Source organism: Labrys sp. F242 (genome assembly GCF_057813875.1).
In genome coordinates this window covers 300,061-317,215 of sequence record NZ_JBVASG010000001.1, presented here as the reverse complement: position 1 = coordinate 317,215, position 17,155 = coordinate 300,061, and the positions used below count along the sequence as shown (strand labels likewise).

Below are 17,155 nucleotides of genomic sequence, written 5' to 3'. Positions count from 1 at the left end.
CCTCCAAGTACCTCCGATCCCTTTCCGGACACTGGTCGTCCCCAAGGAATTGACCTGACCGCTCTCCAATTGCATGAAGGCTCATGGAACATTCCAACGCCAGTTTTCTTCCCAGCCTTCTGCTCTTCCTCGGCGCCGCGGTCGTCGCGGTACCCATCTTCAAGCGCATCGGTTTCGGCGCCATTCTCGGCTATCTGATCGCCGGGCTCGCCATCGGCCCCTCCGGCTTCGCGCTGTTCACCGACACCGTCACCATTCAGCATATCGGCGAGATTGGCATCGTCCTGCTGCTTTTCGTCATCGGGCTCGAGTTGCAGCTCTCGCGCCTTCTGGCGATGCGCAAGGATATTTTCGGCCTCGGCGGCCTGCAGCTTCTGGTCTGCGCCCTCGTGATCGGCGGCATCGCCAACGCATTCGGTCTGTCGGTGATGGGAGCTGCGCTCACCGGCATTGCCTTGGCTCTCTCCGCTACGGCGATCGCCTTGCAGGTTCTGGGCGAACGCGGCGAATTGCAGGCACCCTATGGCCAGCGCAGCTTCGCCGTCCTGCTGTTCCAGGATATGTCGGTGGTGCCGATCCTGGCGCTCATCCCGCTTTTCGCCGTCGAGGCCAGCCACGTCGCCAGTGAAGGCGGCGGCTGGCTGCGCACCGGCATCATGGTCGGCTCGATTGCCGTGGTGGTGCTGGCGGGCCGCTATCTGCTCAATCCGCTGTTCCGCATCCTCGCCACCACCGATGCCCGCGAGGTGATGACGGCCGCGGCCCTGCTGCTGGTGCTCGGCACCGCCCTCCTGATGCAGTGGGCGGGCATGTCGATGGCGCTCGGCGCCTTTCTCGCCGGCGTGCTGCTGGCCGAATCGAATTTCCGCCACGAGCTCGAGGCCGACATCGAGCCCTTCCGCGGTCTCTTGCTCGGCCTGTTCTTCATGAGCGTGGGCATGGACATCAATGGCGCGCTGGTGCTGCAGCACTGGCTGGCTTTGGTGATCGCCGCCCTCGGCCTCATCCTGGTCAAATCGGTCTCGGTCGCCGCCGTCTTCCGCCTCACCGGCTCCACCAGGCTCGATGCCATCCGCTCCGGCATCCTGCTCTCGCCCGCCGGCGAATTCGCCTTCGTGCTGATCCCGCTCGGGCTCTCCTACGGCTTCCTCCAGGGCGAACAGGCCGGATTCGTCAAGGCATTGGCCGCATTCACCATGCTGTTCGGCCCCCTGATCGCAGCCGGATCCGAACGCCTGCTCACGCGTTTCGCCCCGGCTGAGCTGACCCGGGAGGAGGATTATTCCGACGCTCACGGCAAGGCCCTGGTCATCGGCTTCGGCCGCTTTGGCCAGGTCGTCTCCCAGGTCCTGCGCACCGCCGACATCGAGACGACCATCATCGACAAGGATGTCGAGATGATCGACGTCGCCGCCCGCTTCGGTGCCAAGGTCTATTTCGGCGATGGCGGCCGGCTGGACGTGCTGCGCGCGGCCGGGGCCGGCGAGGCCCGCGTGATCTGCGTGGCGATCGATGACCGCGCCACGGCGGTGAAGATCGTCGAAATGATCAAGGCCGAATTTCCGCTCACCGAAGTCTATTCCCGCGCCTATGATCGCCAGCACGTGCTGGCCCTGCTGAGCGCCGGCGTCGACTTCCACATGCGCGAGACCTATGAGAGCGCCCTCGCCTTCGGGCGATCAACCCTGGAAGCCCTCGGTATCGACAATATCGAGGCCGAGGAGATCATCGAGGACGTGCGTGACCGCGACGCAAGACGCATCGTGGCGCAGCAGCAAGGCGGCATCTATGCCGGCATGGACCTGGTCAATTCCAAGCGCCTGATGAAGCCCGAGCCGCTGGAACGCCCGGACACGGTTGGCGTCACCCTGAACAAGGAAGCCATCGACGCGGCAGAGGAAGCGAAGGAAGACGAAGAGACCGGCTGATACCCCTCGCAATCGCTGCTTCCCTTGCCAGCGATTGTGTGGGGCACAGGCTTGAGCTCTCCCAAATTGTTTGTAGACTAACGATCTTGAACAATTCGGGAGGAGCGCATCATGGCGCATGAGGAAGCCAAGGCCGGCGGTGCCAATGACAAGCTTGTCATCCGCAATATCGGCCTGCTCTTGAGCGGTGACATCGCCAATCCCATCCTCGATGCCGATACGATCGTGGCGGTCGGTGGCCGCATCGCCGCTATCGGCAAGGCGAGGGATCTCGACCTTTCCGGCGCCGCCAGCGTGATCGACGCCTCCGGCACCGCTGTTACACCCGGCCTGATCGACAGCCATGTCCATCCCGTCGCCGGGGATTGGACGCCGCGGCAGAACCAGCTCGGCTGGATCGAATCCAACCTCCATGGCGGCGTCACCACCATGATATCCGCCGGCGAGGTGCACACGCCCGGCCGCCCCAGGGATGTCATCGGCCTCAAGGCAATGGCTGTTTATGCCCAGCGCACCTTCTCGGCCTTCCGGCCCAGCGGCGTGAAGATCCATGCCGGTGCGCCGGTGATCGAGCCCGACATGGTCGAGGACGATTTCCGGGAACTCGCCGCCGCCGGCGTGAAACTGCTCGGCGAAGTCGGTCTCGGCGGCGTCAAGGACGGCCCGACCGCGCGCAGGATGGTGGGCTGGGCCCGCAAATACGGCATCCAGTCGACCATCCATACCGGTGGCCCCTCGATCCCCGGTTCGGGCCTGATCGACAAGGACGTCGTGCTGGAGGCCGACACCGATGTGATCGGCCACATCAATGGTGGGCATACCGCCCTGCCCCTCGACCAGATCCGCTGCATCTGCGAGGGCTGCGGCCGCGGCCTGGAACTGGTGCACAATGGCAATGAACGGGCCGCCCTCTACACGCTGCGCACCGCGCGCGAGATGAACCAGCTCGAACGCGTCATTCTCGGCACGGATGCGCCGGCCGGCTCGGGTGTGCAGCCGCTCGGCATCCTGCGCATGGTCTCGATGCTGTCCTCGCTCGGCGATGTGCCGGCAGAGATCGCCCTGTGCTTTGCCACCGGCAATACCGCGCGCATGCGCTCCCTCGATTGCGGTCTGATCGAAGTGGGCCGGGCTGCAGATTTCGTGCTGATGGACAAGGCCCAGCATTCGGCGGGCAAGAACCTGCTTGAAAGCATCGAGTTCGGCGACCTGCCCGGCATCGGCATGACCGTGATCGACGGCGTGGTGCGCACCCAGCGCAGCCGCAACACGCCGCCGGCGACGAAGGTGCCGGTGATCGAGGGGGCTTGACGGCCGGTCGCGGCTAAGCAGATTCCTCCTGATCGGGCCTCGCCAAGAAACTCTGCTTACGGGCGGACGAACGCCGCTCTCATCGAAACGACGGCGGAGCCACCAATACGGCCCGCTTCAGCGTAGCAGTGCCTTGTCCTGTGCCACAAGGGTGCCCCCGGTCACATAGTCGGTACGCGGGTACTGTGCTTGGCTGAAGGCCCGCGCCCCCGATGTCCTGTCTTCCCCCTGCATCCCTGTTCGGGGTCCCAGCGCGCCACGTAGGGCGGCGGGGCCAATGACGGATGAGGGCCTATTGGCCCCAGGAGGGGTGACATGAATTATCTTGGTAAAGCATTCGCCATTGCCGGCCTGCTGGTGGGCTTTTCCGCGCCTGCCTTTGCGGGCGAACCGGAAAGCTGCAAGGCGGTGCGGTTCTCGGATGTCGGCTGGACCGACATCACCTCGACCACCGCCATCGCCTCATCCATCCTCAAGGGGCTGGGCTATCAGCCGGAGACGACCGTACTCTCCATCCCGGTCACCTATGCCTCGATGAAGGCCAAGGATATCGACGTCTATCTCGGTGACTGGCAACCAAGCATGGAAAATGACCGCAAGCCCTATCTTGAGGACAAATCCATTACGGTCATCGGCGCCAATCTGCCGGTGGGCGCGAAATATACCCTTGCCGTGCCCGAGTACACCTATGACAAGGGCCTGCACGACTTTGCCGACATCGCCAGGTTTCGGGACAGCCTTCAAGGCAAGCTCTATGGCATCGAACCGGGCAATAATGGCAATCGCCTGGTGCAGGGCCTGATCGACGCCAACAAGAACGGCCTGAAAGGCTTCCAGGTGGTCGAATCCTCCGAGCAGGGCATGCTGGCCCAACTCCAGGGGGCCGTCGCGCGCCATGAGGACATGGTATTCCTGGCCTGGGCGCCGCATCCGATGAACGTCAACTTCAAGATCCGCTATCTTGCCGGCGGCGACGATACCTTCGGGCCTGATTACGGCAAAGCCGTCGTTTACACCAATGTGCGGGCTGGCTGGGCTGAACAGTGCCCGAATGCCGCCCGTTTCATCGCCAATCTGAAGTTCACGGTCGAACTCGAAAACCAGATGATGCAGATGATCACCGGCGATGGTCTGGACGGCCCGACGGCGGCGGAGAAATATCTCAAGGCTAATCCTGCTATGCTGGAAGCCTGGCTCGCCGGCGTCACCGCCTTTGGCGGGCAGTCCGGATTGCCAGCTGTGCGGAAAAGCCTCGGTTTGTAGGGTTGGGCGTTGACGGGCGGGTCCGCGGCTCCCATCCGTCAACCTTCACTTGACATGACCCCGGACCTCGATAATTTATTTGTACACTAACAATTTCTCACTGCGTCGCGAGGTGGGATGTATCTGCGCCCCAGAACGGTGAACGAAGCCTGCGCGGCCCTCGCGGCCGAGCCGATGCGTATTCTCGCCGGCGGCACCGACATCTTCCCCGCACTCGGCGACAGACCGCTCACTGGCCCCGTGCTCGATCTTTCCGCCGTCGAAGGCCTGTCGGGCATCGATCTTGGCGCCGATGTCATTCGCATCGGCGCGCGCACCAGTTGGTCCACCATCACCAGGGCAACGCTGCCGCCAGCCTTGCGCGCCCTGCAGCAAGCCGCCCGCGAAGTCGGCGCAATCCAAATCCAGAATGCAGGAACCATAGCCGGCAATCTATGCAACGCCTCCCCGGCCGCGGACGGCGTACCGCCTCTGCTCGCCCTCGATGCGCGCGTCGAACTGCGCTCGGCGGCGGGCAGACGCGAACTCCCTTTGGCCGATTTCATCACGGGCTATCGCAAGACGGCCCGACGGCCCGACGAATTGGTGAGCGCCATCCTGGTACCGCGCTGCATCGAGACGGCCCGCTCGGCCTTCCTGAAGCTCGGGGCCCGCAAATATCTGGTCATCTCCATTGCGATGGTTGCCGTCATCCTCGCTTGCGATAACAGGGGTATCATTCGCGATGCACGTATTGCCGTCGGCGCCTGTTCGGAAGTCGCCCGGCGCCTGAACGCCCTGGAGACTGCCCTGATCGGCACCAAGGCGGAGCCTGGCCTGGGTGCGGCGATCCGGCCGGAGCATCTCGCCGGCCTGGCACCGATCGACGACGTCAGAGCCAGCGCGGACTATCGGCGGGATGTGGTGAGAACCTTGATCGCCCGTACACTCGATGCGGCCCTACAATAAGGAGAGGCGGGATGGACCAGAAGCTGCCCGGCTTCACGCTCAACGGCGGGGCCGCCACCATCGCCGCGACGCCCGGCGCCCGCCTCAGTCAGGTCCTGCGCGAGACATTCGGGCTGACGGGCACCAAAGTCGGCTGCGACGCGGGTGACTGTGGGGCCTGCACGATCCTGCTCGACGGCGAGGCGACCTGTTCCTGCCTGGTTGCGGTTGCTCAGGCCGAGGGACGCCGGGTCGATACCATTGAAGGGCTGACCCGCAGCAACCCGCTCACTCGGGCCTTGCAGGCCTCTTTCCTGCGGCACGGCGCGGCCCAATGCGGCATCTGCACGCCCGCCATGCTCACGGCTGCAACGGCTTTGCTGCAGGATGGCAGCGCGTGCACCGAAAGCGCTGTCGCCGATGCGCTCGGCGGCGTCCTCTGCCGCTGCACCGGCTATCGCAAGATCATCGACGCAGTGCTCGAAGTGGCCTGTGGCTCTTCAACCGCCGCTTCTTCCAGCTCCGAGGGCCCTGTCGGCTCGCGCATCGATCGTCTCGACGGCCTTGCCAAGGTGGAAGGGCGTGACATTTTCGGAGCGGACGAGAAGCCCCGGGATGTCCTGGCGCTACGGGCCATACGCAGTCCTCACCATCGCGCTGCCTTCGAGATCGGTGACATCGACGCCTTCCTCGCCGCGCATCCCGGCCTCCTCAGGGTCTTCACGGCACGGGACGTCCCCGGCCGCAATTGCTACGGCGTCATCCCGGCCTTTGCGGATCAGCCTGTCTTCGCCAGCGGCGAAACCCGTTTTCGCGGCGAGGCCATCGCTGCCGTGGTGGGTGAGCCGGCCGCCGTCGAGGCGCTCGACCTCTCGGCCTTCCCGGTCAGCTGGACGCCGCTCGCCGCCCTCACGGCCATCGACGAGGCCCTCGCCTCGACCGAGCTCCTTCATCCAACCCGCCCCGGTAACATCCTCACCCGCGGCCGCGTCGTGCGCGGTGACGTCGAAGTCGCCCTTGCCGCGGCCGATGTCGTGGTGGAAGGTGAATTCGAGACCGGCTTCGTCGAACATGCCTATATCGAACCGGAAGCAGGCTTTGCCCGCCGCGTGGGGGACCGCATCGAGATCCAGGCCTGTACCCAGGCGCCTTATATGGATCGCGACGACGTCGCCGGCCTCCTCGGCATCCCGCCGGAGAATGTGCGCATCATCCCCACCGCCGTCGGCGGCGGCTTCGGCTCCAAGCTCGATCTGTCGATCCAGCCCTTCATCGCCGTCGCCGCCTGGCAGCTCGATCGTCCCGTCCGCATGGTCTATTCGCGCTCCGAATCGATCGCCACCACCACCAAGCGGCATCCGGCCCGGATGAAGCTGCGGATCGGCGCCTCGCGGGAGGGCAGGCTCACCGCGATGGACTTTTCCGGCGATTTCAACACCGGCGCCTATTCCTCCTGGGGCCCGACGGTGGCCAACCGCGTGCCGGTGCACGCCTCCGGTCCCTATTACATCCCGCATTATCGTGCGCTCGCCAGGGCCGTGCACACCCATCTGGTGCCGGCAGGCGCCTTTCGCGGCTTCGGCGTGCCGCAATCCTCGATCGCCCAGGAACAGCTTTATGACGAGCTTGCCGACAGGCTCGGTATCGACAAGCTGGAATTTCGCATCCTCAACGCCCTCACCAATGACCAGCCGACCGTGACGGGCCAAGTGCTTGGCAAGGGCGTCGGCATCAAGGCCTGCCTGGAGGCTTTACGCGCTCCCTGGCGGCGCGCCCGCGAGGAGGCCACCGCCTTCAATGGCGCGCAGGCGGGCCCGTTGCGGCGAGGCGTGGGCATCGCCGGCATGTGGTATGGCTGCGGCAACACCTCCCTGCCCAATCCCTCCACCATCCGGCTGGGCCTCAAACCTGATGGGCGATTGGCATTGCACCAGGGGGCCGTCGATATCGGCCAGGGATCCAACACGGTGATCCCCCAGATCTGCGCGCAGGCCCTTGGCGCGCCGGTGGAGGCCTTCGACCTCGTCTCCGCCGATACGGACCTCTCGCCCGATTGCGGCAAGACCTCGGCCTCTCGCCAGACCTTCGTCACCGGCAAGGCGGCGGAACTCGCGGGGCGGGACCTGCGCGCGCAGATCCTGCGCCAGACCAATGCCGGCGAGACTGCCACGATCCGCTTCGGGGATGCCGTGCTCACGGTGGAAGACGGCGAAAGGGTGCGCACGCTCGCTCTGGCGGACCTGCCGACCAACGAGCTCGGTTATGCCCTCTCCACCGAACAGACCTTCGATCCGCCCACCAGCCCCCTCGACGCGGATGGCCAGGGCGACCCCTATGCTCTCTACGGCTTCGGCGCCCATATGGCGGAGATCGAGGTCGATTGCGAGCTCGGCACGATCAAGGTCCTGAAGATCACCGCCAGCCATGATGTCGGCCGCGCCATCAATCCGACCCTGGTGGAGGGCCAGATCGAAGGCGGCGTCGCCCAGGGCCTCGGCCTGGCCCTGATGGAGGAGTTCCATCCCGGCCGTGGCGAGAACCTGCACGATTATCTCATCCCCACCATCGGCGACGTTCCCCCGGTGGAGACGATCCTGATCGAGGATGCCTCACCTGTCGGTCCGTTCGGTGCCAAGGGCGTCGGCGAGCAGGCTCTCATTCCCACCGCGCCAGCTATCCTCAACGCCCTGCACGATGCGGCAGGGATCAGGCTGCGCCGAGTTCCGGCGACACCGGACCGGGTACGGGCGGCGATCTTGGAGCGCGGACTTCCAGTCCCGAAATAGGATTTCCCGGGTGCGCGGGCATCTTGCCCGCTCTTGGAAACATCACGCGTGTGGAGAAAAAAGGGCGGACGGAACGTCCGCGCTCCAAATCACCGCTTGAACAGGCGCGCATCCGCCGGCGTAGGATCACCAGGCAGTTGGGCGGCGCGATGGCAGGCCTTGGCCTCCTCGATGAGCTGGTCGAGCAAAGCTGTGAACAGCACCGGCTTGGCCGCAGCCTCCCAGAGGAAATAGCCGAAGGAGCCCGGGCAGGGATTGACCTCGTTGAGCCAGACCTCGCCGGTCCGTTCATTGGACAGGAAGTCGATGCGCGGCGCGCCGGTGCCGTTCACGGCATCGAAGGCGTCCGTTGCCCATTGCCGGATATTGTTCTCCAGCGCCGCCGGCAGTTCGGGATTGATGTCGCGCGTCAGCGACAGCATGCCCTGGCTCGAAGCCCCCGGCTGCTTGCTGCCGCCGGTCTTCTTGGAGCCACCGGACATGTATTTGGTCTTGAAGTCGAGCAGGTCGCTCTGGCGCTTCGGCCGCTCGATGGCCGAGGTGACGATCTCGCCCTTCTCGCGGCGCACGGCGACATTGTATTCGACCAGATTCTCGACGAAAGGCTCGATGATCGCGTGGGTGTCGAACTTGAAGATGCCGGGCAGCACCTGGCGCACGGTGTCGACGTCCTCAGCCCTGGCGACGCCGATCGAGGAGCCCAGATGCGCCGGCTTGACGATCACCGGGAAGGCGATGTTCTTGAGCGCGGCTTCCAGGCCCGCCTTGTCAGGCACCAGGCCGGTCGCGGGACGCGAGACCACCACATCCGGGAGCATGACGATGCCGCGCCCGGCAAAGGCCCGCTTGGTAATGGCCTTGTCCATCAGGATGGCCGAAGCCATGGTGCGGGCGCCGGTATAGGGCACGTTCGCCGTCTCGAACACGCCCTGGATCTGGCCGTCCTCGCCGATATTGCCGTGGAAGGCGAGCAGGGCGACGTCGAACTCGATCGGCTCGGGCTTCTTGGCAAAAAGCCCCGTCTTGCCGCGCGGAACCAGAAGCCCCTTGCCAGCCGACAGGTCGAGATCGACCCGCGTCAGCGCGCGCCGTGCTTCCTCATCCGGGATGTAGTTCGCACGATTGCGCAGTGCATCGCCGGTGAACCAGGCACCGTCCCCCGCGATATACACGGGAAAACCCTCATATTTCGAGCTGTCGAGCGCGTTGAGCGCCTGCAGACCTGAAACGATGGAGACGTCATGCTCCGGCGAGCGCCCACCGAACAGTACCGCGACGCGCGTTTTCGACATCGTATTTCCTTATAGCGTTTTGCGATTTGGCGGAATCGCCAGGAATCGCAAAGACGCGTTCGAACAAAGAGGGAGAGCAAAAGTGCGCTTCCGCTTAAACGCACTTTGCTCCAGAGATTGAACCGAATCGTTGCCTCGAAAATAAGGTGCTGCAAGCGACGAGGCAAATCGCGATCCTGTTGCCGTTCCATGGAAATTCTGTGGCTGGTACACCGGTAGCGGCGATCTTGGGTGCCCGGGCTTGCCACGAGGCGCGCCATGAAGCACTTTGCGCGGCGATGGAGGCCCGCCACGATCGAATTCCGGTCGTGACATTCATGGAATGAACGCGCCTTTCCGATCCCGAAGCGCTTTGCGATTTGGCGGACTCGGCAGGCGCTTCAGCGGAGGAACGATGTCGAATACCCTGTCTCAGATTCCATTGTTCCAATCGTTGGACGAAGCCACGATCAAGGCCTTCGACGGCCGAGTACGCTGGGCCAAGTTCGAAGAGAACGAACTCGTCGTCGACTATGACGACAATTCCAACGACGTCTATTTCCTGCTCTCCGGCAAGGTGCGAGTGCTCTACCGCACCATCACCGGCAAGGAAGTGATTCTGGCCGAACTCGGCGGCGGGCAGTTCTTCGGGGAATTGTCGGCCATCGACGGTGTCGGGCGCTCGGCCAACGTCACCGCGCTCAACCGCTCGCAGATGTGTATCATCTCCGGACCGGTCTTCATGGAGATGCTCACGCAGAACGCCTCGGTGTGCAAGCAGATCCTGCTGCTGCTCGCCGGCCGCGTGCGAGCCCTCAACACCAAGCTCGCCGAACATTCCTTCCTGCAGACCAAGCACCGGCTCTATGCCGAACTCATCCGCCTCTCGCAGCCCCGCGCGAGTCATCCCGGACAGCGCGTGCTCTCACCGCCCCCCTTCCATCACGACCTCGCCGCCCGCATCGGCTGCCGCCGCGAAGCCGTTTCCCGCGAACTTTCGGCGCTGGAGAAGGAAGGCTTGGTCAGCAAGACCCGCGGAGCCCTCGCCTTGGTCAATCCGGAAGAACTGAACAAGCGGATTTCGGCAGCGCTGGCAGATTAAGGGGCGCGGGTCTTCAGGCCCGCCTAATCCTTACCAGCCGGCGCAACGACTCCTGTCGGGTCTGAAGACCCGCCCTCCGCATGATGCCATCTCGGCTTGAAGCCGTTGCGGAGCGCCGCGACGCTGGCCGGCGGGGTCAGCAGCCGAGCCGGTCGATCCTGCCATTGGACGGCGTGCCAGCCTTCGGGCGACCAGTGCAGCACTCTGCCCTCGCGCCGGGTGAAGGCATCCTTGCCATCGGCCCAGACGGCACCGTCGGGGAGGTCCCCGCTGTCTTCCAACCGATGTTCAGCGAGACGCTCGGCATGCAAGATCTCGTCCATGCGATCGGCACCCGCTCCCTGCTCGGGAAAGGCAGCCTGGTAGGCCAGCGCGTCAGGGCGGCGGCATTCGAAACAGGGGCGATGCCCGGCGGCCAATGCCGTAACCTCATCCAGGAAGAACAAATGCGTGTAGCCGGGGCCCATGACCTCCCGCCAGCGCCCCTTGAAAGAGAGCTCGCAGCAGATCCAGCGCTTGGAGGTCCAGCGCCGGCGCGTCAGGCGCTTGGTCTCGTCATGGATGCGGCCTCCGCGAATGCCCATCATCGTGCCACGTGCCGTCATGGCAACGATCTCACCGAATGGCGTGACGCGATTCTGGAGCGGACGGCTCATGGCTTGGCTTTTCCTTCCGCGTCGAAGGTCGCGAGATAGGCGATGACATCATCCACCGTCGCGTCATCGCGAATACCGGCAAAGGTCATCTTGGTACCGGGAACGACAGCCGAAGGGTGGGCAAGGAAGAGGCGCAAGGAGGCCTCGTCCCAAATCTTGCCCGACGTCTTCAGCGCTTGCGAATAGACATAATCCGGCGCGGAGGCGGCGGGGCGTCCGACAATGCCGTTGAGTTGGGGTCCGACCACGTTCTTGGCGCCCTCGCCGACCCGATGGCAGGCCGCGCAACGGGCAAAGCCAGCCTTGCCTTTCACGGCATCGCCGGCAAAGGCAGGCGATGACAGAAGAAGAAGGGCGATAAGCCCTGGAAGCCGACGGTCCCAGGAAGAACCTCTCATTTCGCCAGCGCCTGCTCGCGGATCCTTGCGATGGTAGTCATCGGCGTGATCGCCTCCGGATCCATGCGGCAATGCAGGATGGCGGGCTTGCCGGAGGCCGCCGCCCGCTCGAAGGCCGGACCGAATTCGGCCGCCGTCGTCACGGTCTCGCCATGGCCGCCAAAGGCGAGCGCATAGGCGGCAAAGTCCGGATTCCTGAGCTTCGTCGCCGAGACCCGCCCAGGGAATTCCCGTTCCTGATGCATGCGGATGGTGCCGTACATGCCGTTGTCGACGACGACCACGATGATCGGCAGGTCATACTGCACGGCGGTGGCGAATTCCTGGCCGTTCATCATAAAGCAGCCGTCGCCGGCGAAACAGACCACCGTTTTCGAACGGTCGAACGCCTTGGCCGCCACCGCAGCAGGCACGCCATAGCCCATCGAGCCCGATGTCGGCGCAAGCTGCGTGCCGAAGCGGCGGAAGCGCAGATAGCGTTGCACCCAGATGGCATAATTGCCGGCGCCGTTGCAGATTACCGTGTCCTCGGGCAGGCGGTCACGCAGCCAGAGCAGCGCCTCGCCATATTGGAACATGCCGGGAATGGGCTTGGGCTCGTCGGTCCAGTCGTGGAAGTCCCGGTTCGCCTGGCGCGTCTGTCCCGACCAGGACAGGCTGCCCGAGGGCTGAAGCCCGTCCAAGGCTGCGGCGAAGGCCTGGGCCGTCGCATGGATGGCGAGCGTGGGCTGGTAGACCCGTCCCAGTTCCTCGGCACCGGCATGGATATGCACCAGGCGCTGGCGCGGGGTAGGAATATCGACCAGCGAATAGGAAGAAGACGGCATTTCCGAAAGCCGTCCGCCGGCCAGGATCAGGAGGTCGGCCTCCTTGATACGCTGGGCGAGCTTTGGATTGGGGCCGATGCCGACATCGCCGGCATAATTGGGATGGTCGGCCGGAAACAGCATCTGGCGCCGGAAGGAGGTGCCGACAGGCAGGTCGAAGCGCTCGGCGAAGCGGGTGAGATCAACCACCGCCTCATCAGACCAGCCCGACCCGCCGACGATCAGGAAGGGATTTTTCGCCTCCCCGAGCAGGCCCTCGAGGCGCGCCATCTCGGCCTGGCCGGGATAGGTCTGAACCGGCTCGACGAAAGCGGCGTCGGCAACCGTGGCTGTTTCGACCAGCATGTCCTCCGGCAGGGCGATCACCACCGGGCCGGGGCGGCCTTGCATGGCGACGCGGAACGCGCGGGTCACCAGTTCGGGAATGCGCTCTGCCTTGTCGATCTCGACCACCCATTTGGCCATCGAGCCGAAGAAGGCCTTGTAGTCGACCTCCTGGAAGGCTTCACGCTCGCGCATGCCCGTCTCGATCTGGCCGATGAAGAGAATCATCGGCGTGGAATCCTGCATGGCGATATGCACGCCATGGGAGGCATTGGTGGCGCCGGGCCCGCGCGTCACCATGCAGATGCCGGGCCTGCCGGTGAGCTTGCCGACCGCTTCCGCCATCATCGCCGCGCCCCCCTCCTGGCGACAGACGGTGACGTCGATCGGGGCATCATGGAGGGCATCGAGCACGGCAAGATAGGATTCGCCCGGCACGCAGAAGACATGTTCGACACGCTGCGCGACCAGTGCATCGACGATCAGGCGGCCGCCATTGCGAGATTGAGACTCGGACCTGGGCTCTACTTTGGACACCGACATGGGCATTGGCACTCTTGGATGAACAGCCCGAGTCATACGCCGAGGATCAGCTTCGTGGAACCGCCATTCTTCCGGGCAGTCTCGGCATCTTGCCATCGGCGCCAGCGTTGTTGCGGAAGGCGTGTCTTGGAGCCCTCGATCGCCGCGACCTCTTGCCGCGAGGCCTGCGGAACATTACATGCAGCTCATGTTGTCGCCTGAACCCCTCAAGCTGCTTGCCTTCGATGGAGAGGACCTGGAGGTCATCTCCACCCATCTGCAGGAGGCGGCCGTCGTGCCGGCCGAAATCGCCTGGTTGCCGCGCGAGAAGCGCTTCGCCTTGGTGATGGACCGCTATGACTGGTGCCGTGCCCAGAGTGGTGAGCGCACGAGGCGGCGCTCCGGCCTGCATTTCGAGCGGGTTCTCGGGGTCAAGCGTTCGCATTTCGAGCAGAACGCCGGCCAGAAGGCAGTTCTGCTTTCGATCTCCTTCGAGGTCAGCGACGATCCAGCCGGGCTGGTGACCCTCTATTTCGAGGGCGGCGGCGCCATCCGCCTCGAAGTGGAATGTCTGGAAGCGGCGATGTCCGATCTCGGCCCGGCCTGGCCCTGTGGCTCCCCGCCACCGGAGCGGGTGTGAGGCAAAGTCCCTCGCCGACGTATTTTTCTTGAAGCGCCCCGGCATTTCTTGTCATTAGCGGCCCGCCCCTTTCGTTCTTCCCGCCGCACAAGGAAATGCCATGCCGGTTCGGCTCCACAGCGCCCAGGCCGATTTCGCCGACGCCTTCGCCACCCTTCTCGCCGCCAAGCGTGAGATCTCGGAGGATGTCGACGCCTCCGTCAAGGCCATCATCGAGGATGTGGTCGCGCGCGGCGACGCGGCGGTGATCGACTATACCGCCCGCTTCGATCGCCTGACGCTCAGCGCCGAGACCATGCGTGTCACGACGGCTGAGATCGAAGCGGCGCATGCCCAATGCGATGCCGGTGCGCTCGAAGCCCTGGCACTGGCCGCCAGCCGCATCCGCGCCTACCATGAGCGCCAGAAGCCTGTAGACACGCTGTTCAAGGATGCGCTCGGCGTGGAGCTCGGCTGGCGCTGGACGGCGATCGAGGCCGTCGGCCTCTACGTGCCGGGCGGCACGGCCGCCTACCCCTCCTCCGTCTTGATGAACGCCATTCCGGCCAAGGTCGCAGGTTGCCCCCGCCTGGTGATGGTGGTGCCGAGCCCCGGAGGCGTCCTTAACCCACTGGTGCTCGCAGCAGCGAAGCTCGCCGAGGTCGACGAAGTCTATCGCATCGGCGGCGCCCAGGCCGTCGCCGCGCTGGCCTATGGCACCCGGACCATCGCGCCGGTCGCCAAGATCACCGGGCCCGGCAATGCCTATGTCGCCGCCGCCAAGCGCCGTGTCTTCGGTCATGTCGGCATCGACATGATCGCTGGCCCCTCCGAGGTGCTGGTGATCGCAGACGACAGCGCCAATCCGGCCTGGATCGCCGCCGACCTGCTGGCCCAGGCCGAGCATGACAGCGCCTCCCAATCGATCCTGCTCACCGACAGCCCTGCGCTGGCGGAGGCGGTGGAGCGCGAGGTGGAAGCCCAGCTTGCCACGTTACCCCGCGCCGAGATCGCCGGGGCGAGTTGGCGCGACTACGGCGCCCTGATCACCCTCTCCTCGCTGGACGAGGCTCCGCCCTTGGCCGACCGTCTCGCCGCCGAGCATCTGGAGATCGTCACCCGCGATGCCGAGGTCCTCGCGGGCCGCATCCGCAATGCCGGCGCCATCTTCCTCGGTGGCCACACGCCCGAGGCGATCGGCGATTATGTCGGCGGCTCCAATCACGTGCTGCCCACGGCCCGCTCGGCCAAATTCTCCTCGGGCCTGGGCGTGCTCGACTTCATGAAGCGCACCTCCATCCTGAAATGCGGGCCCGAGCAGCTTGCGGCTCTCGGCCCGGCCGCGATCGCGCTCGGCGAGGCGGAAGGGCTTGCCGCCCATGCGCGTTCGGTCTCGATCCGCAGCAATCGCCTTTGAGATTCGTCGGGCAATAAACGGGCCGAATTGGCTCGACCTTTGTCATTGCCGGGCTTGACCCGGCAATCCAGCCCTCCTTCCGGGCATGGAAGACGGGGCCGCTCGATGCCCGGATCAAGCCCGGGCATGACAAAGCGGCGTTTCAGTTATTTCTGGACAACAACTCCAGGCTGACGCGAAGCCACGTTCCGTTTGACCGCGCTTTGCTCTATGAGAGCCCATGCACCGTGCTATGAGATGCCATGGACAATGAGGAATTCAGCCCCACCTGCCGGTTGATCGCCGTTCATCTCGATGAGCGCAGCATCGGGCGCGGCAATCAGGATCAAGAACATGAGCGGCGGGTCGCCGCCTATGACCTCATCGAGGAGAATGCGTTCTCGCCGGTCGGCTATGACGCAGGGCCCTACGGCCTGCATATCTCCTTGCAGGATGGCCGCCTCGTCCTCGATATCCGCAATGCCGACAGCCAGCCGGTTGTGGTGCATATCCTCTCGCTCACGCCGCTGCGGCGCGTAGTGCGCGACTATTTCACCATCTGCGACAGCTATTACGCCGCCATCCGCAGCGCCACGCCCTCCCAGATCGAAACGATCGACATGGCCCGGCGCGGCCTGCACAATGAAGGATCGGAGATCCTGCGCGAAAGGCTGGCCGGCAAGATCGCCCTCGATCTTTCCACCGCAAGGCGGCTGTTCACTCTTGTTTCCGCTCTCTACTGGAAAGGCTGAGGCGTGAAGGAGGGCCGCCGTCCACAGTCGGTCCTGTTCGCCTGCGCGCATAATGTCGTCCGCTCGCCCATGGCGGAGGCGATCGGGCGCTATTATTTCGGGCGCTCCATCTTCTTCGGCTCGGCGGGCGTGCGCCCGGGCGAGCCGGACCCTTTCGTCGCCGCCGCGCTGGACGAAATCGGCATCTCACTCGGCAAGCACCGCCCCCAGAGCTTCGAGGATCTGGAAGAACTGGAAGGACTGAACTTCGACCTGATCATCACCCTCGCCCCGCAGGCTCACCACAAGGCGCTCGACCTCACGCGCACTCTGGCCGCCGACGTCGAATATTGGCCGACCCCGGACCCCAGCCTCGCCAGCGGCAACCGCGAGCAGAAGCTCGATGCCTATCGCGCCCTGCGCGAAAGCCTGATCGACAAGATCACTCACAGACTAGGCTGACGCCGCCTCACTCCGCCACTGTTGCCCTGCCTCACGGCCTGTTCCACAAGATACAGTTTCGCGCCCGGGAACATCTTTCTCTCCAACGCGTGTATCATGTATAAGCCGCGTTGCGATTTTTCAGCTCCGCCTCTATCGTGCGCAGCAATGAACCGGAGGTTTTGATGCGCGTTCTGCGTTCCCTTGTCCTTGCCGCCCTGTCGGCCGTTACCCTGTCGAGTTGTTCGATGTTCGGTTCGGTGCCGCCGAACAATGTGCCGCCGACTTTGCCCAAGCCCATGGACAGCAAGGCCTCCCGTCCCTTCCCGATGAACCGGACCTTCGCGGCGATCTCCTACAAGGATCAGACCTTCAAGGACGACCGGCCGACCATCCTGGTCTCGGACAGCTATCGCGGCACCGGGTTTTCGGCGTGCAACAACTGGTCCGCCACCATCATTCCACGCGCCGACCAGCGCATGGCCATCGGCCCGGTGGCGATCAGCAAGCGCAAATGCGCCGATCGCCTGATGCACAACGAGCAGGTCTTCCTGTTCGTGATGCGCACCTCGACCGATTGGTCCTATGACGGCTACACGCTGATCCTGCGTGGCCCCTATGGCGAGATGAAGTTCCAGCCGGCGGCGTAAGCC

15 protein-coding genes are annotated in these 17,155 nt (G+C 64.7%); 11 read left to right on the top strand and 4 right to left on the bottom strand.

Annotation, left to right across the window (positions count from 1 at the left end):
• The first annotated feature begins 83 nt into the window (after positions 1–83).
• From ACZYTC_RS01525 to ACZYTC_RS01505, 5 genes are all read left to right on the top strand, one after another.
• The gene (locus ACZYTC_RS01525) at positions 84–1,928 is read left to right on the top strand and encodes a monovalent cation:proton antiporter-2 (CPA2) family protein (RefSeq protein WP_434957831.1); all 1,845 of its coding nucleotides are present in this window, start codon (positions 84–86) and stop codon (positions 1,926–1,928) included.
• Between the two features lie 111 nt (positions 1,929–2,039).
• Positions 2,040–3,239, top strand: coding sequence for an amidohydrolase family protein (locus tag ACZYTC_RS01520; protein WP_434957832.1), 1,200 nt, complete (start codon positions 2,040–2,042; stop codon positions 3,237–3,239).
• A gap of 315 nt (positions 3,240–3,554) precedes the next feature.
• Positions 3,555–4,502 (top strand): choline ABC transporter substrate-binding protein, encoded by a 948-nt coding sequence (locus ACZYTC_RS01515; RefSeq protein ID WP_441770300.1) that lies wholly within the window; start codon positions 3,555–3,557, stop codon positions 4,500–4,502.
• Positions 4,503–4,619: 117 nt separating this feature from the next.
• Positions 4,620–5,450 (top strand): FAD binding domain-containing protein, encoded by an 831-nt coding sequence (locus tag ACZYTC_RS01510; RefSeq protein WP_481272824.1) that lies wholly within the window; start codon positions 4,620–4,622, stop codon positions 5,448–5,450.
• A gap of 11 nt (positions 5,451–5,461) precedes the next feature.
• On the top strand, positions 5,462–8,215 hold the full coding sequence (locus ACZYTC_RS01505; RefSeq protein ID WP_488988750.1) for a molybdopterin-dependent oxidoreductase: 2,754 nt from the start codon (positions 5,462–5,464) through the stop codon (positions 8,213–8,215).
• Positions 8,216–8,304: 89 nt separating this feature from the next.
• On the opposite strand, the gene ACZYTC_RS01500 is transcribed toward ACZYTC_RS01505, so the two are convergent.
• Positions 8,305–9,507 (bottom strand): D-alanine--D-alanine ligase, encoded by a 1,203-nt coding sequence (locus ACZYTC_RS01500; protein WP_488988749.1) that lies wholly within the window; start codon positions 9,505–9,507, stop codon positions 8,305–8,307.
• Between the two features lie 394 nt (positions 9,508–9,901).
• On the opposite strand from ACZYTC_RS01500, the gene ACZYTC_RS01495 reads away from it, so the two are divergent.
• Complete coding sequence (locus ACZYTC_RS01495) at positions 9,902–10,588, top strand: Crp/Fnr family transcriptional regulator (RefSeq protein WP_434957837.1); 687 nt, start codon at positions 9,902–9,904, stop codon at positions 10,586–10,588.
• Between the two features lie 23 nt (positions 10,589–10,611).
• Here ACZYTC_RS01495 and ACZYTC_RS01490 read toward each other — a convergent pair whose 3' ends face one another.
• Genes ACZYTC_RS01490 through ACZYTC_RS01480 form a run of 3 tightly spaced genes read right to left on the bottom strand, consistent with a single transcriptional unit; the run spans position 10,612 to position 13,336 of the window.
• Positions 10,612–11,244, bottom strand: coding sequence for a hypothetical protein (locus ACZYTC_RS01490; protein ID WP_488988748.1), 633 nt, complete (start codon positions 11,242–11,244; stop codon positions 10,612–10,614).
• Entirely contained in the window at positions 11,241–11,642 is a 402-nt protein-coding gene (locus ACZYTC_RS01485) for a c-type cytochrome (protein ID WP_488988747.1), read from the bottom strand. Before ACZYTC_RS01485 ends, ACZYTC_RS01490 begins: the two co-directional genes overlap by 4 nt.
• On the bottom strand, positions 11,639–13,336 hold the full coding sequence (locus tag ACZYTC_RS01480; protein ID WP_488988746.1) for a thiamine pyrophosphate-binding protein: 1,698 nt from the start codon (positions 13,334–13,336) through the stop codon (positions 11,639–11,641). Before ACZYTC_RS01480 ends, ACZYTC_RS01485 begins: the two co-directional genes overlap by 4 nt.
• 178 nt (positions 13,337–13,514) lie before the next feature.
• Here ACZYTC_RS01480 and ACZYTC_RS01475 point away from each other — a divergent pair, with 178 nt between their 5' ends.
• The 5 genes from ACZYTC_RS01475 (at position 13,515) to ACZYTC_RS01455 (ending at position 17,152) form a co-directional block, all read left to right on the top strand.
• On the top strand, positions 13,515–13,955 hold the full coding sequence (locus ACZYTC_RS01475) for a DUF2948 family protein (protein ID WP_434957842.1): 441 nt from the start codon (positions 13,515–13,517) through the stop codon (positions 13,953–13,955).
• Between the two features lie 100 nt (positions 13,956–14,055).
• Positions 14,056–15,351: a histidinol dehydrogenase gene (gene hisD / locus ACZYTC_RS01470; protein WP_488988745.1), complete on the top strand. Its 1,296-nt coding sequence runs from the start codon at positions 14,056–14,058 to the stop codon at positions 15,349–15,351.
• Between the two features lie 242 nt (positions 15,352–15,593).
• Positions 15,594–16,082 carry a UPF0262 family protein gene (locus ACZYTC_RS01465; RefSeq protein ID WP_434957844.1) on the top strand — a complete coding sequence of 163 codons (489 nt, stop codon included), beginning with the start codon at positions 15,594–15,596 and terminating at the stop codon, positions 16,080–16,082.
• Positions 16,083–16,085: 3 nt separating this feature from the next.
• Complete coding sequence (locus tag ACZYTC_RS01460) at positions 16,086–16,523, top strand: arsenate-mycothiol transferase ArsC (RefSeq protein ID WP_434957845.1); 438 nt, start codon at positions 16,086–16,088, stop codon at positions 16,521–16,523.
• 164 nt (positions 16,524–16,687) lie between these two features.
• The gene (locus ACZYTC_RS01455) at positions 16,688–17,152 is read left to right on the top strand and encodes an META domain-containing protein (RefSeq protein WP_434957846.1); all 465 of its coding nucleotides are present in this window, start codon (positions 16,688–16,690) and stop codon (positions 17,150–17,152) included.
• Positions 17,153–17,155 lie beyond the last annotated feature (3 nt).

What these genes read in the sequence shown, in the direction of transcription:
- ACZYTC_RS01525 (WP_434957831.1), top strand. Translation starts at nt 84, where the DNA reads ATGGAACATTCCAACGCCAGTTTTCTTCCCAGCCTTCTGCTCTTCCTC.
- ACZYTC_RS01520 (WP_434957832.1), top strand. Translation starts at nt 2,040, where the DNA reads ATGGCGCATGAGGAAGCCAAGGCCGGCGGTGCCAATGACAAGCTTGTC.
- ACZYTC_RS01515 (WP_441770300.1), top strand. Translation starts at nt 3,555, where the DNA reads ATGAATTATCTTGGTAAAGCATTCGCCATTGCCGGCCTGCTGGTGGGC.
- ACZYTC_RS01510 (WP_481272824.1), top strand. Translation starts at nt 4,620, where the DNA reads ATGTATCTGCGCCCCAGAACGGTGAACGAAGCCTGCGCGGCCCTCGCG.
- ACZYTC_RS01505 (WP_488988750.1), top strand. Translation starts at nt 5,462, where the DNA reads ATGGACCAGAAGCTGCCCGGCTTCACGCTCAACGGCGGGGCCGCCACC.
- ACZYTC_RS01500 (WP_488988749.1), bottom strand. Translation starts at nt 9,507, where the DNA reads ATGTCGAAAACGCGCGTCGCGGTACTGTTCGGTGGGCGCTCGCCGGAG.
- ACZYTC_RS01495 (WP_434957837.1), top strand. Translation starts at nt 9,902, where the DNA reads ATGTCGAATACCCTGTCTCAGATTCCATTGTTCCAATCGTTGGACGAA.
- ACZYTC_RS01490 (WP_488988748.1), bottom strand. Translation starts at nt 11,244, where the DNA reads ATGAGCCGTCCGCTCCAGAATCGCGTCACGCCATTCGGTGAGATCGTT.
- ACZYTC_RS01485 (WP_488988747.1), bottom strand. Translation starts at nt 11,642, where the DNA reads ATGAGAGGTTCTTCCTGGGACCGTCGGCTTCCAGGGCTTATCGCCCTT.
- ACZYTC_RS01480 (WP_488988746.1), bottom strand. Translation starts at nt 13,336, where the DNA reads ATGTCGGTGTCCAAAGTAGAGCCCAGGTCCGAGTCTCAATCTCGCAAT.
- ACZYTC_RS01475 (WP_434957842.1), top strand. Translation starts at nt 13,515, where the DNA reads ATGCAGCTCATGTTGTCGCCTGAACCCCTCAAGCTGCTTGCCTTCGAT.
- hisD (WP_488988745.1), top strand. Translation starts at nt 14,056, where the DNA reads ATGCCGGTTCGGCTCCACAGCGCCCAGGCCGATTTCGCCGACGCCTTC.
- ACZYTC_RS01465 (WP_434957844.1), top strand. Translation starts at nt 15,594, where the DNA reads ATGGACAATGAGGAATTCAGCCCCACCTGCCGGTTGATCGCCGTTCAT.
- ACZYTC_RS01455 (WP_434957846.1), top strand. Translation starts at nt 16,688, where the DNA reads ATGCGCGTTCTGCGTTCCCTTGTCCTTGCCGCCCTGTCGGCCGTTACC.